General features: G+C 63.0%; 15 protein-coding genes. 7 read left to right on the plus strand and 8 right to left on the minus strand.

The features are described from left to right. Positions 1 to 49 precede the first annotated feature (49 nt). From ftsH to WA070_RS15240, 4 genes are all read left to right on the plus strand, one after another. Complete coding sequence (ftsH, locus tag WA070_RS15225) at positions 50 to 1,999, plus strand: ATP-dependent zinc metalloprotease FtsH (protein ID WP_422634915.1); 1,950 nt, start codon at positions 50 to 52, stop codon at positions 1,997 to 1,999. 287 nt (positions 2,000 to 2,286) lie between these two features. After that, positions 2,287 to 3,744, plus strand: coding sequence for an IMP dehydrogenase (gene guaB, locus WA070_RS15230; RefSeq protein ID WP_422634768.1), 1,458 nt, complete (start codon positions 2,287 to 2,289; stop codon positions 3,742 to 3,744). 153 nt (positions 3,745 to 3,897) lie between these two features. Then, the gene (locus tag WA070_RS15235; RefSeq protein ID WP_422634769.1) at positions 3,898 to 5,073 is read left to right on the plus strand and encodes an RsmB/NOP family class I SAM-dependent RNA methyltransferase; all 1,176 of its coding nucleotides are present in this window, start codon (positions 3,898 to 3,900) and stop codon (positions 5,071 to 5,073) included. Between the two features lie 92 nt (positions 5,074 to 5,165). Continuing rightward, positions 5,166 to 5,684 carry a tetratricopeptide repeat protein gene (locus tag WA070_RS15240; protein WP_422634770.1) on the plus strand — a complete coding sequence of 173 codons (519 nt, stop codon included), beginning with the start codon at positions 5,166 to 5,168 and terminating at the stop codon, positions 5,682 to 5,684. A 232-nt stretch (positions 5,685 to 5,916) separates the two neighbouring features. Here WA070_RS15240 and rsmA read toward each other — a convergent pair whose 3' ends face one another. The 4 genes from rsmA to WA070_RS15260 form a co-directional block, all read right to left on the minus strand. Further along, the gene (rsmA, locus tag WA070_RS15245) at positions 5,917 to 6,765 is read right to left on the minus strand and encodes a 16S rRNA (adenine(1518)-N(6)/adenine(1519)-N(6))-dimethyltransferase RsmA (RefSeq protein ID WP_422634771.1); all 849 of its coding nucleotides are present in this window, start codon (positions 6,763 to 6,765) and stop codon (positions 5,917 to 5,919) included. Then, the gene (gene pdxA / locus WA070_RS15250; protein WP_422634916.1) at positions 6,758 to 7,780 is read right to left on the minus strand and encodes a 4-hydroxythreonine-4-phosphate dehydrogenase PdxA; all 1,023 of its coding nucleotides are present in this window, start codon (positions 7,778 to 7,780) and stop codon (positions 6,758 to 6,760) included. Before pdxA ends, rsmA begins: the two co-directional genes overlap by 8 nt. Then, positions 7,758 to 9,146 (minus strand): foldase protein PrsA, encoded by a 1,389-nt coding sequence (locus WA070_RS15255; RefSeq protein ID WP_422634772.1) that lies wholly within the window; start codon positions 9,144 to 9,146, stop codon positions 7,758 to 7,760. Before WA070_RS15255 ends, pdxA begins: the two co-directional genes overlap by 23 nt. Before the next feature lie 85 nt (positions 9,147 to 9,231). Then, a complete protein-coding gene (locus WA070_RS15260) occupies positions 9,232 to 11,514 on the minus strand; it encodes an LPS-assembly protein LptD (RefSeq protein WP_422634773.1) in 2,283 nt (760 codons plus the stop codon). 186 nt (positions 11,515 to 11,700) lie between these two features. Between WA070_RS15260 and WA070_RS15265 the strand changes: the two genes are divergently transcribed. The 3 genes from WA070_RS15265 (at position 11,701) to ndk (ending at position 14,085) form a co-directional block, all read left to right on the plus strand. After that, positions 11,701 to 13,149, plus strand: coding sequence for a leucyl aminopeptidase (locus WA070_RS15265; RefSeq protein ID WP_422634917.1), 1,449 nt, complete (start codon positions 11,701 to 11,703; stop codon positions 13,147 to 13,149). Further along, complete coding sequence (locus WA070_RS15270; RefSeq protein WP_422634774.1) at positions 13,149 to 13,586, plus strand: DNA polymerase III subunit chi; 438 nt, start codon at positions 13,149 to 13,151, stop codon at positions 13,584 to 13,586. The genes WA070_RS15265 and WA070_RS15270 overlap by 1 nt, the downstream gene beginning before the upstream one ends. Positions 13,587 to 13,662: 76 nt before the next feature. Next, positions 13,663 to 14,085 (plus strand): nucleoside-diphosphate kinase, encoded by a 423-nt coding sequence (gene ndk / locus WA070_RS15275; RefSeq protein ID WP_169570824.1) that lies wholly within the window; start codon positions 13,663 to 13,665, stop codon positions 14,083 to 14,085. Positions 14,086 to 14,143: 58 nt separating this feature from the next. Here the strand turns inward: ndk and WA070_RS15280 are convergent, their stop codons facing one another. The 4 genes from WA070_RS15280 to WA070_RS15295 all read right to left on the minus strand — a co-directional run bounded on the left by WA070_RS15280 (position 14,144) and on the right by WA070_RS15295 (position 19,272). Further along, the gene (locus tag WA070_RS15280; RefSeq protein ID WP_422634775.1) at positions 14,144 to 14,788 is read right to left on the minus strand and encodes a hypothetical protein; all 645 of its coding nucleotides are present in this window, start codon (positions 14,786 to 14,788) and stop codon (positions 14,144 to 14,146) included. 4 nt (positions 14,789 to 14,792) lie between these two features. After that, positions 14,793 to 15,467 carry a glutathione S-transferase family protein gene (locus WA070_RS15285; RefSeq protein ID WP_422634776.1) on the minus strand — a complete coding sequence of 225 codons (675 nt, stop codon included), beginning with the start codon at positions 15,465 to 15,467 and terminating at the stop codon, positions 14,793 to 14,795. A 272-nt stretch (positions 15,468 to 15,739) separates the two neighbouring features. Next, positions 15,740 to 16,762, minus strand: coding sequence for a Rieske 2Fe-2S domain-containing protein (locus WA070_RS15290; protein WP_422634777.1), 1,023 nt, complete (start codon positions 16,760 to 16,762; stop codon positions 15,740 to 15,742). A gap of 53 nt (positions 16,763 to 16,815) precedes the next feature. Next, positions 16,816 to 19,272 carry a TonB-dependent receptor gene (locus WA070_RS15295; RefSeq protein WP_422634778.1) on the minus strand — a complete coding sequence of 819 codons (2,457 nt, stop codon included), beginning with the start codon at positions 19,270 to 19,272 and terminating at the stop codon, positions 16,816 to 16,818. Positions 19,273 to 19,411: the final 139 nt, after the last annotated feature.

Raw genomic sequence — 19,411 nt, forward strand, 5'->3', positions numbered from 1 at the left:
CGCTTTGCCGCACGCACCCTATCTTGGCCGGTGTGAAAAGAGAGTGATGATGAACGACGAAAAAGACCCTCAGCCAAATCCCTGGATCAAGAGCGCCATGATTTGGGCGGGCGTCATCGTCGCCCTGCTCCTGTTCGTGTCGATGTTCGACGGCCGGACTGCGGCGGGCGCGGGCAGCAGTATCGCTTATTCCGAATTTCGCTCCAGGGTGCAGGAAGGCCAGGTCAAGGACGTCGCCATAGCGCCGGACAAGATCAGCGGCACTTTGTCGAGCGGCCAGAAATTCAGCACCGTCCCGGTCAACGACCCCGGCCTCACTGGCCTGCTGGACGATTATAACGTCAAATATTCGGGTCAGGCCGAAGAGGGGCCGAGCTTCTGGCAGATACTCCTCTATCAATCGCTGCCTTTCCTGCTGATCCTGGGCATCGCCTTCTTCGTCCTGCGCCAGATGCAAAAGGGCGGCGGCGCTGGCGGCGCGATGGGCTTTGGCAAGTCGAAGGCCAAGCTGCTCACTGAAAAGCACGGCAAGGTGACGTTTCAGGACGTCGCGGGCATCGATGAAGCCCGCGAAGAGCTGGAAGAAATCGTCGAGTTTCTGAAAGACCCGACCAAGTTCGCGCGTCTGGGCGGCAAGATTCCCAAGGGCGCGCTGCTGGTCGGTTCGCCCGGCACCGGCAAAACGCTGCTCGCCCGCGCCATCGCGGGGGAAGCGGGCGTGCCCTTCTTCACCATCTCCGGCTCCGACTTCGTTGAAATGTTCGTCGGCGTTGGCGCCAGCCGCGTGCGCGACATGTTCGAACAGGCCAAGAAGAACGCGCCCTGCATCGTCTTCATCGATGAAATCGACGCGGTCGGTCGCCATCGCGGCGCTGGCCTTGGCAATGGCAACGACGAACGCGAACAGACGCTCAACCAGCTGCTGGTCGAAATGGACGGCTTCGAAGCGAACGAAGGCATCATCATCGTCGCGGCCACCAACCGTCCCGACGTACTCGACCCTGCGCTGCTGCGTCCGGGCCGCTTCGATCGTCAGGTCGTCGTCCCTCGCCCCGATATCGAAGGGCGCGAGAAGATCCTGGCCGTCCACATGAAGAAAGTCCCGCTGGCCCCCGACGTCGATCCGCGCACCATCGCGCGCGGCACGCCGGGCTTCTCCGGCGCGGATCTCGCCAATCTGGTCAACGAAGCGGCGCTCATGGCCGCACGGCGCGGCAAGCGTCTGGTCGCCATGGACGAATTTGAATCGGCCAAGGACAAGGTCATGATGGGCGCGGAACGCCGCTCGATGGTCATGACCGACGATGAAAAGAAAATGACTGCCTATCATGAGGCGGGCCACGCCATCGTGTCCGTGCATGAAGCTGCGTCCGATCCGATCCACAAAGCGACGATCATCCCCCGTGGCCGCGCGCTGGGCATGGTCATGCGCCTGCCCGAACGCGACAGCTACAGCTATCATCGCGACAAGATGCACGCGAACATGGCCGTCGCCATGGGTGGCCGCGTGGCCGAAGAAATCATCTTTGGCTATGACAAGGTATCATCGGGCGCATCGGGCGACATTCAGTATGCGACCAAGCTGGCCCGCGACATGGTCACCCAATGGGGCATGTCCGACAAGCTGGGGCCGCTGCAATATGAAGAGCAGCAGGGCGAAACCTTCCTCGGCTATTCTCAAAGCCAGCGCACTCATATGTCGGACGAAACCGCCAAGCTGATCGACGCGGAAATCCGTGGTCTGGTGGAGCAGGGCTATAATCGCGCGCAGGAACTGCTGAAGGGTCATGAGGACCAGTTGCACCTGCTCGCCAACGCCATGCTCGAATATGAAACGCTCAGCGGCGAAGAAATCCGCGCTCTGCTCGAAAATGGCGAAATCACCCGCGAAGACGGCACGACCATCAAACCATCGGTCATTCCCGCCGTCGGTTCGTCCATCCCCCGCAGCCGCAAGCGGAAGGGTCCATTCGGCGACCCATCGCCAGCGGCGGTGTAAGCCACGCGAAAAGTTCAGGAAAAAGGGCGCGGACCAAATCCGCGCCCTTTTTCGTGAGCGCATACGTAAAGTTCCTCCCCTTGGAAGGGGAGGTGGCTGGCCGCAGGCCAGACGGAGGGGTGTCACCCTCTCGTGATAGGGCTACGCCCCCACCCCAACCCTCCCACAATAAACCCCCAATAAGGTCTGGCCGTCCGCACCCGAAATGGTTACATGGGCCGCCACAAATCCCTTGGGACGCGCCGCCTGATATTGGCCTGTCCCCGCATCAGAAAGTGGCTCGTTCCATGGAAATCCGCCTCGGCCTCACCTTTGACGACGTGCTCTTGCAGCCCGGCGAATCCGATGTGCTGCCCAGTCAGGCGGACACGTCCACCTATGTGACCAAAGCGATCAGGCTCAACATCCCGATCCTCTCGTCCGCCATGGACACCGTGACCGAAGCCGACATGGCGATCGTCATGGCGCAGCTTGGCGGCATCGGCGTGCTGCATCGCAACCTGTCGGTCGAGGAACAGGCCGCTGCCGTCCGCGCGGTCAAACGCTTCGAAAGCGGCATGGTCGTCAACCCCATCACCATCCTGCCCACCGCGACGCTGGCCGACGCGCAGATGCTGATGCAGCGTCACAGGATCAGCGGCATCCCCGTCGTGGAATCCAGCGGCAAGCTGGTCGGCATCCTCACCCACCGCGACACACGCTTCGCCGAAAACCCCAAGCAGCCGGTCAGCGAACTGATGACCAAGGAAAACCTCGCGACCGTCAATGTCGGCGTGGGTCAGGAAGAAGCGCAGCGCCTGCTGCATGCGCGCCGCATCGAAAAACTGCTGGTGGTGGACGACAGCTATCATTGCGTCGGCCTCATCACTGTCAAGGACATGGAAAAGGCGGTCAACTATCCGCAGGCGACCAAGGACGGCACCGGCCGCCTGCGCGTCGCCGCCGCCACGACCGTCGGCGAAACCGGGCTGGAACGCAGTCGTGCGCTGATCGACGCGGAATGTGACCTGATCGTCATCGACACCGCCCATGGCCACAGCAAGCAGGTGTCCGCCGCCGTCGAAGCGGTCAAGCGCCTGTCCAGCAATGTGCAGGTCGTCGCGGGCAATGTCGCCACCGCCGAAGCGACCAAAGCGCTGATCGGCGCGGGCGCGGACTGCGTGAAGGTCGGCATCGGCCCCGGCTCCATCTGCACCACCCGCGTCGTCGCGGGCGTGGGCGTGCCGCAACTCACTGCCGTCATGGATTCCGCCGCCGAAGCGGCCAAGCATGGCATCCCCGTCATCGCCGACGGCGGCCTGCGCACCAGCGGCGATCTGGCCAAGGCGCTGGCGGCAGGCGCAGGCTGCGTCATGGTCGGTTCGCTGCTGGCTGGCACCGCCGAAGCGCCGGGCGAAACCTTCCTCTATCAGGGGCGCGCCTATAAAAGCTATCGCGGTATGGGCAGCGTCGGCGCCATGGCACGCGGCAGCGCGGACCGCTATTTTCAGGCGGATATCAAGGATCAGATGAAGCTGGTCCCGGAAGGTATCGAAGGGCAGGTGCCGTTCAAAGGCCCGGCGCAGGACGTCATTCATCAACTCGTCGGCGGTGTAAAAGCGGCGATGGGCTATACCGGCAGCCGCACGATCCCCGACCTGCAGGAACGCGCCCGCTTCGTCCAGATCACCAACGCTGGCCTGTCGGAAAGCCATGTCCATGACGTCACCATCACCCGCGAAGCGCCCAATTATCCGACGCGGTAAATCCTCCCCGACACGGGGAGGGGGACCGCTGGCGAAGCCAGTGGTGGAGGGGGATCGCCGCAGGGCGCTGCCTCTTGAAAGATTGCGTTTGCCGCCGGCCCCCTCCATCACCCGCCTGTGGCGGTCGGTCCCCCTCCCCGTGCCGGGGAGGATATGACCCCCTCCGCCCGCATTCAGGCCGCGATCGACCTGCTCGACGCCATCATCGCCGCCGCGCGCGATGGCGGCCCGGCGGCCGACACGCTGATCGCCCGCTATTTCAAGGATCGCCGCTATGCCGGGTCGCGCGATCGGCGGGCCGTGCGCGATCATGTCTATGACGCCATCCGCCGCAACGCCGAACGCCCCGACACGGGCCGCGCTGCAATGATCGGCCTTGCCCTCGACCAGCCGGACCTGACCACCCTGTTCGACGGCTCCACTCACGCCCCACTGCCAATCGAACCCGGCGAAACCGGCACCCCCTCCGGCGCAGTCCCCGCTTGGCTTCAACCCCTGCTGGCCACCCCCGTGGAGCAGGACGCGCTGCTGGGCCGCGCCCCTGTGGACCTGCGCGTCAATCACCTGAAAGCCACGCCGGACCAGATCGCCGCCGCCATCCCCGAAGCCACCCCGATCCCGCACATCCCCGGCGCCCTGCGCCTGCCCGAAGGCTTCCCGGTCGAACGCCATCCCGTCTGGATCGACGGCCTCGTCGAAGTGCAGGATGTCGGCAGCCAGATGATCGCCATCGCCTGTGCCGCGCAACCGGGCATGACCGTCGTGGACCTGTGCGCAGGGGCGGGGGGCAAGACGCTGGCGCTGGCCGCCGCGATGCGTGGGCAGGGCAGGCTGATCGCCGCCGACACCATCCGCGCCCGACTCGCGCGCCTCACGCCACGGGCAGAGCGGGCAGGCGCACGACACATCGAAACCCTGCTGCTCGACCAGAATCACGAAGCGCGCGGGCTGGAACCGCTCACGGGCGAAGCCGACATCGTGCTTGTCGATGCGCCCTGTTCCGGCACTGGCACCTGGCGGCGCAACCCGGAGGCACGCTGGCGGCTCACACAGGCGCGGCTCGATCGCCTCGTCGCGGAACAGGCCCGCATCCTCGATTTCGCCGCGCCCCTTCTCGCGCCCGGCGGCACCCTCGTCTATGCCACCTGCGCGCTCACCGATCGGGAGGGGCGCGATCAGGTCGATGCCTTCCTGCGCCGCCATGACGGATGGAGCGCGCAGCCCTCCGATCTGCCCATCGGTCGGAACCATGGGGCGGGGCGGCTGTTGACTCCGGGCCACGATGGCAGCGATGGCTTCTTCTTTGCCTGCCTGCGCCGGGGGACGTGAAACAGGCCATGGACAAGCGCCCGCAAAATCGCGACACTTGTCAGTCGGCTCATGAGCCGCAATCAGTGCCTGAAACATGGCTGGAGATATGCATGCGTTTTACCCCTGCCTCGATCGCTCTTGCTGCTGTCCTGACCACCGTGTCGAGCATGGGCCTGAGCCAGCGGCCCGACAGTCAGATCAGCCCGCAGTCGATCGAATGGCAAAAGGCCGGTGAAGCCGCACGCCGCGCGGGCAATCTGTCGGGCGCGACCGACGCGCTCGAAAGCGCGCTGGCGCTCGACCCGCGCAACCGTGCTGCATTCGTCGAACTGGCCGAAGTCGCCCGCGCGCAGGGGCTTCAGGGTAAGGCGATCCGCCTTTACAAGGAAGCCCTGCTGCTCGACCCGACGGACATTGTCGCGCTCTCCGGACAGGGTGAGGCCATGGTCGAAAAGGGCGCGGTCGCGCGCGCAAAGGAAGTGCTGGCAGAGGCGCAAAAGCTTTGCAAGGCAGACTGCGCGCCCGTCACCCGCCTGTCCGCCGCGATCCAGAAAGGGCCACCCGTCGTCGCCCTGACGGCCAAGGATACGATCCCCGCACCCAAATCCTCACCCACCGAAACGCCATGATCGGGCGGGGGCTTGCTGCCCTGATAGCGTGCGGAGCCCTTCCACCTCCGTTCGTCCTGAGTAGAGACTGAGCGAAGTCGAAGGCTCGTATCGAAAGGCGCGCAAAACCGCATTTCGAGCAATTCAGAAAATATAAAAACGTATAAATATCAATAACTTATTGATAGGATCGGCCACCAAAACCGCAAAACCTGTGGTGCTCACTCTGGAAATTCGCAGTCCCGCTCCAGCCTCAGGCGCTCAGCAGCCGGGCCACCGCGACAAACTCCTCGACACTCACCGTCTCGGCCCGCCGCTGCGGATCGATCCCCACCTGCGCCAACGCATCCAGCGCACCGGGCAGTCCCTTCAAACTCTGCCGCAACATCTTGCGCCGCTGACCAAAGGCCGCCGCCGTCAGCCGCTCCAGCCACTTGAGCTGCACCCCCTCGGGCGCGGGCTTGGGCGTGATATGCACCACCGCCGACATGACCTTGGGCGGCGGGGTAAAGGCGCTGCGATGCACCTTCATCGCAATCTTCGCCTCGCTGCGCCATTGGGACAGAATGGCCAGCCGACCATAATGATCCGATCCGGTCGTCGCCACGATCCGCTCGGCCACCTCCATCTGGAACATCAGCGTCAGGCTCGACCACCAGGGCAGCGGCTCCCATGGCGCAGACAGCCATCCCACCAGCAGTGGCGTGCCGATATTATAGGGCAGGTTGGCGATGATATGCGCGCCATCCCCGGCCTCCGCCCGGGCGTCGATTTCCATGGCGTCGCCCGACAGGGTACGCAACTGGCCGGGAAACGCCTGCTCTAGTTCGGCGAGCGCAGGCAGGCAGCGCCGGTCCCGCTCCACCGCCACTAACCGCGCCCCGGCCCGCAAGATGGCGCGGGTCAGGCCACCGGGACCGGGACCAACCTCGAACGCGGGCGCGTCCTTCAACGATCCGGGTATCGCAGCGATCCGGTCGAGCAACTGTTCGTCCAGCAGGAAATTCTGCCCCAACGCCTTGCTCGCGGCCAGCCCATGAGTCGCGATCACTTCCCGCAATGGAGGCAGCGGGGGGGGCGGCGGCACTGGCGCTTCAACCATGGGCAAGACGCGCGCGCGCCGACTCCGCCGCCATGCGCAGCGCGGCGATCATCGCACCGGGATTGGCGCGATCGGTCCCGGCGATGCCGAACGCGGTGCCATGGTCGGGCGACGTCCGCACGATCGGCAGGCCCAGCGTGATGTTGACGCCATCGTCGAAATTCAGCGTCTTGATGGGGATCAGCGCCTGGTCATGATACATGCACAGCGCCGCGTCATAGGTCTCGCGCGCCCGTGCATGGAACATGCCGTCCGCCGCCAGCGGCCCGACAATGTCCAGTCCCTCCGCCCGCAGCATCTCGATCGCAGGTCGGATGATCTCGATCTCTTCCCGCCCCAGCGCGCCATTCTCCCCGGCATGGGGGTTGAGACCCGCAACGGCCAGCCGTGGACGGGCAATGCCGAAATTGCGTTGCAGCCCCTTGGCCGTGGTCATGGCGCGCGCGCGGATCAGGTCGATGGTCAGCGCGTCTGACACCTGCGCGATCGGGATATGGATCGTGATCGGCACGACCTTGAGCGACGGCCCCGCCAGCATCATCACCGCATTATGCGGCGCAACGCCGCACCGTTCGGCGATGAACTCCGTCTGGCCCGGATGGGTGAAGCCGACGCCGTACAATTGCTCCTTGCCCACCGGGGCAGTAACCAGACCCGCCGCCGATCCCGACCGGGCCAGCCCGACCGAAGTTTCGAGCGCCTGAAACGCCACGCGCGCACCATCGATGCTGGGCGATCCCGGCACGATCTCGCCCGCCTCCGCGATCTGGAGGCAAGGTAGCGCCTTGCCAAACGCCTCAGCGGCCTCCTGCGGCGATTCGATCATTACAATCGGGCCGAGCCATACCGCACGCAGCGCCGCAACGTCACCAACCGCGAAGAAGGGCGACAGATTACGCGCCTCGCGCATCACCCATGCCTTGGCGACGATCTCCGGCCCGATCCCGGCGGGATCGCCCAGCGGCACCGCGAACGGCGCGAGAGGCGTCGGATCAGTTATATTCGATGACTGCATCACGGCGAAGGTCGCGCAGGTAGATGCGTGCCCGCTTGTTGACCCGCTCTTCTTCCAGTTGCGCCATGATCTGGCTGGCGTCGGGCGCGTTGGCGGACGCCGGATCGTCGCGACCGCAGACCACCAATATGCGCACGCCATCGGTGATGGAGCCGAACGGCGGGGTCGACTGGCCGACCTGGAGATTGAGCAGGATGTCCTGCAACTGCGGTGGCAGATCACGCAACTTCACATTGTCATTATCGACAACGTCCGCACCGACCTTCGCGCCGACTTCATTGGCCTGGCCGCACCCCTTGATCTCCTTGACCGCACCGGCAAAGCTGGCGGCCTTGACGCTCGCCTGCTCCTTGGTGATGCCCTTGGGGAACAGGATCGACAACTGCTTGAGGCTCAGGAGCGAATCGCGCGGATCGGCGGTCAGCACCTTGCGCTTGTCCATGACGTAGATCAGCGACACGCCGCCTGCCACGTCGATCGGCCCGGCGATCTGCCCGACCTGCATGCCGTTGGCCGCCTGCGCCAGTTCGTCGGGCAACTGCGCCGGACGGACCCAGCCCAGATCGCCGCCAACCGCCGCCGTGGAGGCTTCGGAAAACTGGCGGGCATAGGCCTGGAAGCTGCCGCCCTGCTGAATCTGCTGGATGATGTTGCGCGCGTTCGCGACGATCTGCGCGTGATTTTCCGGCGTCGCCGACAGGTAGATTTCGCCGATTCGAAATTCGTCGCTACCCTTGGCCGCGTTCAGCCGATCGACGGTGGATTTGACCTCTTCTTCCGACACGTTGACGAACGGCTGGATATTGCGGCGCTGCAAGCGGCTCCATGCCAGCTCGCCTTCGATCTGGCGCTTGATGCTGGCGGACGAACTGCCCTGCGTGCGCAGATACTGGTCGAACTGCGCAGGGGACTGACGGAAATTCGACGCGACCCGCTCGTAACTCTGCTCGACCTCCGCCTTGTCCACCTTGATGTCATTGGCGGCGGCTTCCTGAATCTGGAGCGTTTCGTCGATCAGGTTGCGCAGCACCTGCACGCGCAGCCTCTCCTTTTCCTCCGCTTCCACCTTGCCGCCATTGGCGGTGATGATCAGGGCCAGCCGCTGGTCCACGTCGGTGCCGGTGATGATGCGGCCATTGACGATCGCGGTCGCCTTGCGAATGTTGGGGTCGCTCTTGCCAAAGACGGTGACGTCCTTGGGCAGGTTGAGCTGCTGGCTGGATACGCCGCTGTTATCGTCATCGACCGTCTGCGCGGACACGCCCTGCATCCCGACGCCGATCAGCGCCGATGACAGGAATAGGGTGCGCAGGGCCGAAAGAACGGCGGGGATCATGCGGTTGGGCGTGGAAACGACAGGCAGCATCGTCGGCAAAAATCTCCAATACGGTCGGCGCATGATGCGTCGAGCCGCCTTAACCAACCCTGACGGGCGGAAGGGACGCTGATCCTTATATCCCAATATTGCGGAAAGCTAGCCGAAGCTGGAAACCATTGCCCTTTCGTGCGTCGCCATTGGCCTGATAGTCACGCCGCCAGGTGATGCCCAGCGTCAGGCAGTCATCCTCATAGGCGATGCCAAGCCGATGCCGTACCGGGTCGAACCCGTCCGCAACACTCGTCGGGTCTTCCCGTCGCCCGGTCAGGTCGATCACGGTGGAGCCGAACACCGACCAGAAACGCGCGAATTGCACGCGCCCGCCCAGCCGCACTTCTTCCCGATCCTGCAAATCCTCCAGCGACGCCAGCGCGTTGCGGTTGAGGCGCAGATAGCCGACCATCGCATAGGTTTTCTTGCTGCCGATCGTCGCATCGATTTCGTTGCGGCGCACCGACAGGCTGTCCTTGTCCAGTCGGAACCGGTGGGTCAGGCTGACGAAATCCTTGTAGCGCACAGTGACGCGACCCACGATGTCGGACATGCGGTCGGACAGTCCGGTGCCGTCGGGCAGGATGCTGGTGCGGCTGTTGATCCGATAGCTTTGCCCGATGATGCTCTGAAGCGAAAAGTCGGGCAGCGACAGGCTATATTCCAGGCCATAGGTGATGCGGCTGGAATCTTCGAACCGGTCATAGCCGGCAAAGCGGTTGAGCGCGAAGAGGTTGCTGTCCTCCAGATCGACGGCGCGGGCGTCTTCATTGGGCAGGGACAGGTTGGCCAGTTTCGGCGCGGCGACGATCTGTACGCGCGGGGCGATTCGCTGCACGCCGCCAAATGCCTCACCCTGAAATGGCCAACGCAGGTCCACCGCCGCCGCCGCGATCCCGCGCGTCTGCCAGCCCGGAGAGCCAGCATAGCTGGCGGTCGATGTCAGTGCATTGTCGCTGCTGTGGTACAGATCGCCGCGCAGATATCCTGTGAAGGTAACTTCCTGCCCCATGGCGGTCAGCTTGCGCAAATTCCATTCGGCTGCGGCAAAGGCGCGCTGCGTATCCTGCCCATGCGTGCGGGTGATGGCCAGGGTGTTCGCCTGCAATTGCAGCACGCCGCCCAGCCATGGATCATTGAGGCGCAGGAGATAGTCCATGACAGGCAGGGCGATAGGGGTCTGCCCCTGTGAATCGCCCGCCCGCAACGTCTGGACCGCCCAGCCGCGCAGCGAGAAATAGCTGTTCTGCCCGATCCGCTGCGCACCGATGGTCGAACGCAACCGATCGTCGCGGCTGATATCGTAACGCCGCAGGAAGGTGCGATCGGACGCTACCCGGATGGACCCATCGACGCTCCATTCCGGCGTCAGCGCCAGCCCGCCACTGGCATCGAAATAGCCGCGCAGATCCTTTTGCGCCTGCGCAGGCGTGGGATCGGTCGATGTGTCCCCCGCCGCCACGCGGCTGCCATAGGTGGCAAAGCCAGTGATCTGGTAAGCGCCGCGATCTGTCAGGTGGCGGAAATTGCCTTCCAGCATCGGCAGGCTGTTGGTGTAGATATGCGGTGTAACGGTCAGGTCGCGATTGGGCGCAATCTTCCAGTAATAGGGGACCGCCACCTCGAACCCGTTATTGCGGTCGTAGCGCAGGTTGGGCATCAATATGCCGCTACCGCCACCTTCGCCCACGGGATGCGACAGGCCGGGCAGGGGGATGAGCGGCAGGCCGAACAGTTCGATATTGGCATTGGTGTAGGAAACGCGTTCTCGCACCGGATCATAGATGACCTTGACCGCATTGATCTGCCAGGTCGGGTTCTTGGGGCAACCGTCGCTGTCTTCGACCGCGCAACCGGTGTAAGCGGCCCGGTTGAGCGTATAGACGCCGTTCACGCGCGTACCCGTCGTGGAAGCCAGGCGCCCGCCGGACTTGAGCACCAACAGCATATTGTCCACCATGCCGTCTTTGAGCGTGTCGGTAACATCGAACCGGTCGCCATAGGCGATATTGCCGTCCGGGTCGGTCATCGACACGTTGCCGATCGCCTCGACCTTACCGGTCGTGCGGTTCCACACCACCTTGTCGGCGCGCATCCGGTTGCCTTCACGCAGCAACTGGACGCTGCCGCTGGCGGTCACGACTTCACTATTGCTGTCATATTGCAGCGCGTCGGCGGAAAAGCCGATCTGGTCGTCCGTCTGTGGCACTGGTGCATCCGGCGCGCTGATCGGGGCGACCGGTTCGTTGAGCTGCTGCGCCAGCGCGGGACCGACGATCGCCAGGCCGGGCAGGGCCAGACACGACAGGGCCGCGCTGCGCAGGAGTGCGGCACGAAGAGGACGGGGGAACAAAAGGGTCTGCAAGCGGTCGAGCCTTCAACGGGGCGCATCTGGCCCCCGCCTATCGCACTGATTGCCCCTCCGCAATCGCCTGACGATGCGGATTGGGCGGAAATCGTTCGAACGCCTTTGCCAGACGCGCAAAGCCGCACTATCTGACAGACAATATGGCGGCCCACCCGCCCCAGAAAAATGAGGAAAAAGCCCCCGATGGATATTCAGTTTAGTCCCGCCCGCCCCGAAACCGATACGCTGGTCTTCGCCGTGCCCAAGAACGGCTTTGACGCGCTACCCGTGAACGCGTCCGCCACGCTGGTCGCCGGTGCAGCCGCGGCCCGTTTTACAGGCGACGTCGGGGCGAGCTTTGAAAGTTTCGTGGATGAAGGCGGTCGCACCGTCCGCGTGCTGCTGATCGGCACCGGTGCGGCATCGGCCAGCGATCTGGAGCGGGCGGGCGCGACCTTGACTGCCCGGCTGCTGACCAGCGGCGCGACTCATGCGTCGGTCGAATTTGTCGGGGGCGGTGTCAGCGGCGATCTGGCCGCGCATCTGGGCATGGGGGCGCTGCTGCGCGGCTGGCGCATCGACACCTATCGCACGCGGCTGCCGGAAAAGGCCAAGCCGACGCTCAAGACCGTCACGATCGTCGCGACCGGCGCAGAAGCGGCCTGGGCGAAACTGTCGGCGGTCGCTGGCGGCGTCGCCTTTACCCGCGAACTGGTGTCGGAACCCGCCAACATCCTCTATCCTGAAAGTTTCGTGGAACGGTGCCAGCATCTCGCTGACCTGGGCGTCAAGATCACCGTGCTCGATCGTGCGGCGATGGAGGCGCTGGGCATGGGCGCGCTGCTGGGCGTCGCGCAGGGTTCCGTGCGCGAGGCGCGCCTGCTGGCGATGGAATGGGACGGCACCGATGGCGCGACCGATAAGCCGGTCGTTTTTGTCGGCAAGGGCGTCACGTTCGACACCGGCGGCATCTCCATCAAGCCTGCAGCCGGTATGGAAGACATGAAGTGGGACATGGGCGGCGCGGGCGCCGTTGCCGGCGCGATCAAGGCGCTGGCCAGCCGCAAGGCTAAGGCGCGCGTCGTTGGTATCTGCGGCCTTGTCGAAAACATGCCCGATGCCAATGCCCAGCGTCCCGGCGATATCGTAACGTCCATGTCCGGCCAGACGATTGAGGTGATCAACACTGACGCGGAGGGCCGTCTGGTCCTGTGCGACGTGATTACCTGGGCGCAGAAAACCTATGCGCCGGAAGTTATAGTGGACTTGGCGACCCTGACCGGTGCGATTCTGGTGTCGCTGGGCGATCAGCATGCCGGTCTGTTTTCCAACGACGACGGCCTGTCGGGCGATCTGACGGCAGCGGGCACGACGGCTGGCGAGCCTTTGTGGCGCTTCCCCCTGTCCGACGCCTATAACAAGATGATTGACAGCCCGATCGCCGACATGAAGAATATCGGCGGCCGCTACGCCGGATCGATCACGGCGGCGCAATTCATCAAGCGATTCGTCGATGATGGCGTCAAATGGGCGCATCTCGACATTGCAGGCATGGTCTGGGCGGACAAGCCCGGCGCGACGTGGGAAAAGGGTGCGACCGGTTTTGGCGTGCGCCTGCTCGACCAGTTCGTGACCGATAAGTTCGAGCGCTGATGCAGGTCGATTTCTACCAGCTAAGCCGCGACCCCGTCGATCAGGTGCTGCCTGCGATCGCAGCGCGTATCCTGCAGATGGGCGGTCGGCTGCTGGTGGTGGCGCAGGAGGCGGACCGGCTGGACCGGATTTCCACCGGTCTGTGGAACGGCCCGCCCGACAGTTTTCTGGCGCATGGCCGCGCGGGGGAGGAGCAGGAGGCTATTCAGCCCATTCTGCTGGCCCCGACCTGCGACCCTGCCAATGGCGCGCGCCATGTGGCGATCGCTGACGGCCTCTGGCGGAGCGAGGCGCTCACATTCGACCGCGCCTTCTACTTCTTCGACGCCGATACGATCGACGGTGCGCGGTCAAGCTGGCGGACTTTGGCGAAGCGGGACGATGTCGATCCACGCTTTTGGCGACAGGACGGACGCAAATGGGTGCAGGGACCGTAATCACGCCCCTTGCAGTGCAGCACGGCGGCGTCTAAAGGCGCGCCATATTTCCTAACAATTCGGAGTTACGAGGGCCATGGCCGTCACGCGCACCTTTTCGATCATCAAGCCCGACGCGACCCGTCGCAACCTGACCGGCGCCGTTGCCAAGATGCTGGAAGAAGCGGGTCTGCGCATCGTCGCATCCAAGCGGATCCGCATGAGCCGCGAGCAGGCAGAAGGCTTTTACGGCGTTCACAAGGAACGCCCTTTCTTCGCCGACCTCGTTGCTTTCATGATCTCCGGCCCGGTCGTCGTGCAGGTTCTGGAAGGCGAAAACGCCGTTCAGCGTAACCGCGACATCATGGGCGCGACCAACCCCGCCAACGCCGACGCCGGCACGATCCGCAAGGAACTGGCCGAATCGATCGAGGCGAACTCGGTCCATGGTTCGGACAGCGAAGAAAATGCGGCGATCGAAATCGCCTACTTCTTCAAGCCCGAAGAAATCGTCGGCTAAAAAGCGGTAGCGCTTTAACGCTCGAAAGGCCCGGCTCCTGCAAAGGCGCCGGGCCTTTTCATGACCGTGCTTTGACCGCCTTGGCCCAGCGCGCATCCACGCGCTCCTGCGGATCGCCAACCGCGCCGCGCGCCACCAGCGACAGGCCGCGCAGCGTCACTCGATGCCCGGCCAGCCACTTGCCCGCGATGCCATAGCCGATGTCGTAGAGCGCCGTGTCCACATGCGCCTCGCCATTCACGACAAAGCGGGTCGTGATCTCCACCGGCAATTGTTCGTCGCCCACGCTGTCGTCGGGCAGCTTGGCCTTCTCTCTCGCCTTTTTCAGCGCGTCGGCAAACCAGCCCGCTTCGATTCGCGCTTCGCCCGTGGTCGGCACAGGCGCAAGGCCCAGCGCCTTGGGAAAGAGGATGGTTTGGCTCTGGACGATCTGCTCCGGCGCGGCGGGCGACAGCAGCAAGCGATCGCTCCCGTCGGCTCTGGCGTTCAGCACCAGCTTGACTGACCGGGCTGACGCCTGGCGGCTTTCGCTCGCCTTGTCGGCGCGCTCTTCCTGCTTCTCCGACCAGTTGAGATACAGGGTCAACGCGGAAATCCCGACCGCCAGTACAGTCAGCATCTCGCCCAGCGTGATCCAGCGGCGGCGAATCGCGGCGGCTTCGGCCGCACGCGCTTCCTTGGGCGTTTCGGGCATTTCGCTCATGGGGTCACACCGTCTGGGGCGGGGTTTCGAACCGGTCGATCACCCAGTCTTCTGCCTGCGCGCTGCCGATCCATTCCTGCATCCACGGATGGGCGATCATCGCGGCCATATAGGGTTCGGCAAAGCGCGCAACGGGCAGTTGATAGGTAATCAGACGCGTCACTACCGGCGCGAACATAACATCGACCGCGCCGAATGCACCGAACAGGAAATCCCCTTCGCCGCCATGGCGGGCCCGTGCCTGCGCCCACAGCTGCATCAACCGGGCCAGATCCTGCACTACGGCTTCCGAAGGCTTTCCTGCGTCGTAGATGCGGCGGATGTTCATGCTATGCTCGCGACGCAATGCGGCAAAGCTGCTATGCATTTCCGCCGCCATCGACCGGGCCATCGCCCGCGCGGCGGGATCGGCGGGCCAGAACAGATCGCCATTGGTCTTGTCGTTGAGATATTCGACGATGGCCAGACTATCCCACACGACGATATCGTCGCCATCCCACAGGATTGGAACCTTGCCTGACGAAGGCGCAAACTCATCGCCCTCGCGCCGTTTCTCCCACGCCTCGTCATAGAGGGGAACGACCACTTCCTCGAACGGCAGGCCGGAAAGTCTGCATGCCAGCCACCCGCGCAGGGACCAACTCGAATAGGCTTTGTTGCCAATGAACAGCTTCATCATGCCGCCCCTCTTAGACGGGGGCGGGGCGACAAGTCGAGAAGGAAGAAATTGGCTGAGCCGGAATCCAGCCTACGATATTTTTGGTCTAAATTTCAAAGATGCAGTGAGATTCATACGAGCGATCAGGCCCTAACAAGGCCCGAATTCAGGGCCGAGAGGGCGTGGCCCTGAGCCTTTTTTACCTTAGCTGATAAGGACGGCGCCTGCACGGCATGGCTCATGTCACGCTGCCTCTTGATCAAAGTCGGTGGCTCCTCCAAAATACGTCTGCTTCAAAAATCTATGTCATGCTCGCTTGCTATCCGCTTGCTTAGCAGCCTGCGCATGCGCGCGGAACCGGCATCGGTGCGTAACAATACCGGGCGGCTGTCCATGATATCGCGGTTCCCGATTGACCGTTGTTGAGCCTCCAGCATCGGCTTGTCTTCGCCGGCAAAAGTGGCCCGCAACATTGATTGTAAATGGCTGTTGAATGCTGCGTCATCGGTCATGAAATTTCGGCTGTTGCAGAAGAAATAATGCGTTTCGAACGCATTTTTCGGCGTCATGATATGGGCGTTGTAGGTCATTGGTCCGCTATGGGCAGGATCGCCAGGCTGACTTGCCCCGAAATCCAGCTTCATCACGCCGGGCGCCCACCAGTCGACCCGCAGGCGCACGTCGCCGCGACCGTTGGGAAAGGCGGTGGCAAGCGCGGGGGGCACTATGTCATCAAGCGCTTCCCATTTGATCCGCAAACCGTCATCCGTTTCACTGACCGACGATTTGGCGCGGGTCGCAGATCCACCCCCCAGGGTCGATGGATGAAGATAGTCGGCATGACTGAGGTCCAGAATATTGTCCACACACAGCAGATAATTGGCCGCGATATGTTCGTAGCCCGCGCTTTTTGCCGTCTCTTTCGTCTGGTCGATGAAGCCCAGATCCGGGATTAATGCCGGATCGGCCGACGACGCATCGCCAAGCCAGATCCACAAGCCGTCATGGCGCGCGACGACTGGAAAAGCCTGAACCCGCAACGCGTCGAGCACCGGGCCATGCGGGTTATGCAGGCACGCCCCATCGCGGCCAAATTGCAGGCCATGATAGCCGCACGTCACCCGGCCCGGTTCCACCTGCCCGCAGGACAGGGGCACCAGCCGATGCGGACATTGATCGAGAACCGCAGAAAAACCACCATCGCCGTCAGGGAAAATCAGGAGATTGCGATCGGCGATCGTCCTAACAATCTTGCCGTCGGCTTCCATTTCGGCAAGCCACCCAGCAAAATACCAGCAGTCTAGCAAAAATGACATAGAGCCTCCCAACGATGGCCTGCAACGCGTAGCGACACGCTGATCATTACCGATCAAAACCGCATGGTTCCCCGAACACCATAAGTACGCGGTGCTGCGAAAAACGTGTTCATCGTTCCCGCAACAGTCGAATTCAACTGGGCGTTCACCGGCACGTCGCGATCGCCAAGATTGCGGACCCAGGCATTGACCGACCAGCTTTTGCTGTGTGGCTCGAAATTGACGCTGGCATCGGCGGTGAAATGTTGCCCCGAATTTTGCTGCGGCAAATATTCAAAGCCGATAATCTGGTTGGAGCGATAGCGGCCATCTGCCGTAAAAGTCATGCGATAATCGCCGATGTCGAAACCCTGCTGGACGCCGATGTTGAACGCCCATTTCGGGGAATTGAGGCCCGGCTTTCCGGCGCAATCGACGCGGTATATGGCAAAGCCGTTCGCATCATTTCCGGGCGTATAGGGGCAGGAAACGATAGGTGGCAGTGCGGTCGGGCCGCGTGGTGTATCATAGACGAACTCGGCAAGCCTGTTGTCGAGATACTGCAAGGAGCCTGACACGATCGTGTCGCGAGCCAGTTTGAACTGAATATCGACATCCACGCCCTTTACCGTGGAGCGCCCCGAATTTTCCGTGAAGTAATTGCTCAGGCCGCTGCGATCCAGGCCGAAATGGGTGATCTGCTGACCGCTGTAGCGCCAGTGGAACGCTTCCATGTTCAGTTGCAGGCGATTGTCCAAGAACCGGTTCTTGATGCCCAGCGTCAACGCCTTGATATATTCCGGGTTGAAGGTTTCACGACCAAATACGAGCGAGAAGCCGCCTGACCGATAACCGGTTTCGTAGCTGGCATAGGCCAGCGAGTTGGCACCGATATCGGCCTCTATCGCCAGCCGGTAGGTGAAGCGATTATTCTTCTGTGTCCTGTTTACCGCATAGGGCGAGAAATACAGGATATTGCCTGCGGTGCCAAAAGGCCGCGCATTGGCCGGACCGGGTTCAGTGGGGAAGCCCGCAGGCAACAGGCTGCCTAGGATTGCGGCTGCAATTTCGGCGAGACTGGACCCGGCAGGGATGGACGGGCCACCGAAGCATCCGGCGCCAGCGGGCGGTGGCGGATTGGTGCAGACATTCAGCAAGGTGTCGACCGAACCGTCCAGGACTTTCTTGTCTTTCGTATATCGGCCCCCCGCCACGAACCGAACGGAATCGGCCAGATGAAAGGTCAACCGTCCAAAGGCAGCGAGCGACGTCGTCTCGATATCGTAGCGCTGGATAGAGGTGACCAGATACTGGCCATAAGAGGCCGATCCACGGGTGCGCTGATCGTAGAAATAGCCACCGACGAGCCAATCGACCGGACCTATACGTTCGCCGTCAAACCGGATTTCGGTGCTGACCTGACGGTCTGTTTCGTCAACCAGGCCGAAGCGGAATGCCGGGCCATTGAGATTGTCGTCCATCGTCGATTTGCGGTAGGCGGGAAGGATCGTCAAATCGCCAACCGCTGTTTTCAGGTTGATTTCCGAATAGACGCCCCAGTTGGCGTCATCGCGATAGGGCCGGGTCAGCGGGGCGGGAAAGATGAACGATCCGCCGATCACCTGCTGGGCAAAATAGGCCTGGGCAGCCGGGGTGAAATTGCCTTCCCGATTGCCCAGTCCGGATGTTTCATAGACATAGTTGGCTGGCGCGGTCGCGCTGGCGGGTGCGCCGGGCGCAAAGTGGAATTCACCCAACATGGTGCTGGCTGGCCCGGCACCGCCGACATGACCGTAATCGGCGGCCAGCCGGATGCGCAGCGTATCGGTCGCCTGGGTCAGCAATTGTATCCGCGCGGACTCATTATCATTGTCCTGCGAGCCATCCCGGTTGAAGCCATCGCTGCGCACGCCCCGCGCGCCGATGCGGAGCGCGGTGTTATCGCCCAGCGGCGCGTTGAGTACGGCCTCGCCTTCAAACGTATCGTAATTGCCATATCCGGCGGTCAGGTAGCCACTAAGTTCGCCAAGCACCGGCTTGGCCGGAAGGACGTTGATGGCGCCGCCGGTCGCATTACGTCCGTACAAGGTGCCTTGTGGCCCCTTAAGCACTTCGACACGCTCAAGGTCGAAGAAGGCGCCAATGGTCGATGTCGTGCGGCCGATATAGACGCCGTCCAGGTTAAAGGCGACGGCAGAATCGCTGTAGGCGTTATTGGTGTAATTGCCCACGCCGCGAATGAAGTAGCTCGCGCTGGCGCCGCCGCCCTGCACGACCGCCAGCGAAGGCGCGACCGCGTTTAGAGTGCTGGTGTTCGCAACGCCCGCCTGAGCCAGGGCGTCGGCAGAAATGACCGAGATCGCTAGCGCGGCCTTCTGGACGTTTTCGGTCCGTCGCTGGGCGGTTACGACAATATCGGCCAGTCCGACGCTATCCTGCACCTCTGAATTGCTGGCGTCCTGCGCGAAAGCGGGCAGTGTCGAAAGCGCCATTGCGCACATCGCTACACCGCAGAAATATGGCTGTCTCATCAGCACCCTCCCTGAAATCTTCTATTCTTTTGAGCCTTGTGGGGCTGATCAATAGCTTCACCAGAAGGCGGCAGGTTACAAATGATTAAATGATATCCAGAATATCCAGATATGGTATAATGTCGAAGATGCAGGAGCG

This window comes from Sphingobium sp., assembly GCF_049304695.1.
In the GTDB taxonomy this organism is placed as follows: Bacteria; Pseudomonadota; Alphaproteobacteria; order Sphingomonadales; family Sphingomonadaceae; genus Sphingobium.